Annotated in this window: 3 protein-coding genes; all 3 read left to right on the top strand. The window is 35.9% G+C overall.

The window, feature by feature from the left end:
• The coding region (locus tag U9P79_08650) for a UvrD-helicase domain-containing protein (GenBank protein MEA2104688.1) at positions 1–2,136 on the top strand (2,136 nt) is incomplete at its 5' end.
• Positions 2,133–3,191, top strand: a complete 1,059-nt coding sequence (locus tag U9P79_08645; protein MEA2104687.1) for a hypothetical protein — start codon at positions 2,133–2,135, stop codon at positions 3,189–3,191. The genes U9P79_08650 and U9P79_08645, both read left to right, overlap by 4 nt.
• A gap of 175 nt (positions 3,192–3,366) precedes the next feature.
• On the top strand, positions 3,367–3,973 hold a 607-nt coding region (locus U9P79_08640), incomplete at its 3' end, for a hypothetical protein (protein ID MEA2104686.1).

Below are 3,973 nucleotides of genomic sequence, written 5' to 3'. Positions count from 1 at the left end.
ATTTTAGCCGGTGCCGGTAGCGGTAAAACCAGATGCATCGTCCACAGAATTGCCTATTTGATTAAGGGGAAAGGAATTAATCCTGCTAATATTTTAGCCGTAACTTTCACAAACAAGGCAGCGAACGAGATGAAGGAACGGCTTCATAATTGGTTCGGAATTTCTTCGTACACTCTCTCGATGGGAACTTTTCATTCTATGTGCCTTAGAATTCTGCGAACTGAAATTATGCAACTTCCTCTCAAAACCAACTTTACGATATTCGATCAAGACGACCAGAAAAGCATTATGAAAAAAGTTTTGAAGAAGTTGGAAATTCCAGCAGAAAATTTCCCCCCTGCCAAAGCTCTGAATATCATCTCAAACAAAAAAAATAATCTCATTGCTTATGAAGAATATCAATCCGATAATTCTTACTTTGGTAATATGATGGGGAAAATCTACAAATCATATCAGGAATATTTATTGGATAATAATGGTGCGGATTTCGATGACCTTCTTCTCTATACTGTAAAATTATTTCAAAACCACAACGAAATTTTGCAAAAATACCAAAACAAATTTAAATATATAATGATTGATGAATATCAGGATACGAATTTTGCCCAATATCAATTTGCAAAATTGCTGGCAAATTCCCACAAAAATATTTGTGTGGTGGGTGATGATGATCAATCAATTTACGGCTGGAGGGGAGCGGATATTCAAAACATTCTTTCGTTTGAAGATGATTACAAGAATGCTAAAATAATCCGAATGACCCAAAATTATCGTTCTCCCCAAAATGTGCTTGATGCGGCGAATAATTTGATTGCAAAAAATGAGTCCAGACATGAAAAAGAACTGTGGTCTTCAAGAAGCAAAGGGAAAAAAATCTCCGTTTACGAACTGCAAAACGAATATTATGAAGCTATTATGGTTGCTCAAAGGATTAGCCAAATAATCGTTCAGCCAAATACAAAACGTAAAGATGTTGCCATTTTTTATAGAACTAACGCTCAATCGCGAGTGCTGGAGTCCGAGTTTATCAAGGCGAATATCTCCTACAAAATCGTTGGTGGAATCAATTTCTACCAGCGAAAAGAGATCAAAGATATCATCGCTTATTTGCGCGTTCTGGTAAATCCGGAAGATAATGAAAGTCTCTTGCGAATTATCAACATTCCCCGAAGAGGAATCGGGAAAGTAACATTGGGCAGATTAATGGATATTGCCACAGATCATGGAATTTCCCTTTTTCATGCTTTAGAAAAACTAAGCGATATTGAGGATTTTACTTCCGCCTTAAAGAAAAAATTAGCATCATTTTATGAATTGATAAAAAAATATAAGGAACGAGCGGAAACCCAACCAATTAGCATTTTGACAAAAAATCTAATTAATGAAATTAGGCTCATTGAGGCTTATAAAAGCATTGATTTGGTAAAAGGCGAAACGAGATCAGAAAATGTGCGTGAATTTATCTCCTCCACAGAAGAATTTAGCGAGACTTTCTTCGAGCAATTCGGCAGAACGCCCATCCTCTCCGAATTCTTACAAAACATCACTCTTATGACCAATATTGATAATTCAGAGGATGATAAAGATACTGTTTTTTTGATGACAATGCACAATGCAAAGGGGCTTGAATTTCCTTACGTTTTTGTGGTTGGCGTAGAAGAAGGACTTCTTCCTCATCGCAATAGTGCGGATGTGCCGGAGCAACTTGAAGAAGAAAGACGCCTCTTCTATGTGGCTTTGACAAGGACTCAAAAAGAACTTTGTTTGTCTTTTGCCCAGAATAGAAGAATATTCGGTTCAGCAATTCCGGTTGCTCCTTCCCAATTTTTAAATGAGATACCCGATGAATTCGTGGAAAAAATCCAATTTAATTCATATCAAAATCGCCAATCTAACTTCTCGCAAAATTCTCAATTTAAAAGCCGGAAGAGCAATGATATCAATATAACAAAAAAGAATTTTGACTGGCATACAAGCAACGATTTATTCAAAGTCGGGCAAAAAATTATGCACAAAAAATTTGGCAAAGGGACAATCTTATCAGTAAGAGGAAGCGGTGAAAAATCGGCTCTTACGATTTCTTTTCAAAACGGGTTATTAAAAAAAATTTTAGCAAATTATGTGAGCAAATTATGATTAAATCTATATTCAGCATTTCAGCAATTCAGCGTTTCAGCATTTCAGCGTTTCAGCGTTTCAGCAATTCAGCGTTTCAGCGTTTCAGCGTTTCAACAATTCAGCGTTTCGGCATTTCAGTAATTTTTATCAGCTTATTAATATCTCCTCTTTTCGCAGATAAATATGCCGGAGAATTTCTCAATCTTGGCATTGGCGTCAAAGCAAAAAGTATGGGGGACGCATTTGTGGCTCTTGCTGATAATTCCACTTCTGTTTTTTGGAATCCCGCAGGTGGACACAATATCAATGCAATTAGTTTTGACATTATGCACTGCGAAGAATATGGTGGTGCGCTGAATTATGATTCTTTTTCCCTTATTTATCCTCTTGAGAATAAAACTCATTTTGGATTTCTGCTTTCCAGAATTGGAGTTTCCGGGATTCCGTTTACTGAACTGACAAATCCGTCAGATACAATATCCTCTTCAAATCCGCCCGTTCTCGAAAGCAAAAACACTTACGCTGATTATACGGGTTATTTGTCTTTCTCGTCGAAATTTTTATCTTCTATTTCCATTGGAGTTTCCACGAAATTTATCTATAAAAATATTGAGAACATTTCTGCTTCCGGTTTTGGTTGCGATCTTGGATTTCTTTATCATCCTAAAAGCAATTTATCTTTCGGCTTGAATATTCGAGATTTATTCGGAACAAAAATTTGGTGGGCAGACAGCGATACCGAAACCATTAATCCCAATTTGTTGCTGGGCTTAGCATATAACTTTTCCTTTCCAATCATTACAAAACCAGCAATAATTTCCTTTCAATCGGATATATATTTTGAAGACAGAGAGACCGCTTCTCAAATTAAACTCGGCAAAACCAGTTCGGATGTTCACACTGGTTTACAGATCGAATTATTTCCTTTCTTGAGTCTATTTGGTGGATTAGAGAGAAACAACAAAACAACCGGATTACAGATTTCTCACTTGAATTATAATTTAAATTATTCATTTGAATACAATCCCGACTTTAGCAGTTCACACAGAATTTCTTTTGGAATGAAACTATAAATAAAGATTTTTTCCATAAAAGTGAATAAATATCCTTAAAATGTTTGACAATAATTTTTCAGAAACACAAAGTCCGCCCTTTACTTTATCTTTTTGGAAGATAAAAAAGTTATGATTTATGAATAAAAAAATTAGAAATAATCAAAAAAACTGGAGACAACGAAAGGAGAATCTAATGAAAAAAATTGGATTACTATTAATCTCTCTCTTGTTACTTACTACAGCTGCATTTGCCGAAGTTATTATTGAACAAGAATCTATTACCTTTGAGGAGAAGCTCATTCCGAATTATAATGAAATGGCTTTTTTCTATAGTTCCAGAACTGATGTAGGACCAACTGATTACTCTCTTAGGTTCTGGCATCTTGAATCTATCCGTCTGGGATGGAAAGGTGACAATTATTGTGTAGATCTTGCTATGGCTCCATTGGTAAGCAAAGATCCTATGGTTATCAAACAAGCATGGTTCACACTTAACCCATTTGAATTTATGGACATTTCCATTGGTAAAATTCCCTATGATTTCTGTAAAGTTTCAAGTCGTTCTTTTAGCAACATCACTGCTTTCCAACCTCAGCTTTTTGAAGCTAGTTGGCAGGTAAAATTTGCCGGTAAATTTGGTGATGCAGGTTGGAATGTTTACTGGGCAGATGGTGGAAAGAATGATACGAGTTCAAGTTATGATACACCCTCCACACTTGGGCTTAAACTTACTTACAATCTTGCTGGAATAGATATTGGTGCTGCCCTTAGGGACAGAAATTGGGATGCAGATACCAGTT

Source organism: Candidatus Cloacimonadota bacterium (assembly GCA_034661015.1).
In the GTDB taxonomy this organism is placed as follows: domain Bacteria; phylum Cloacimonadota; class Cloacimonadia; order JGIOTU-2; family JGIOTU-2; genus JAYEKN01.
This window is presented reverse-complemented; position numbering and strand designations above follow the sequence as displayed.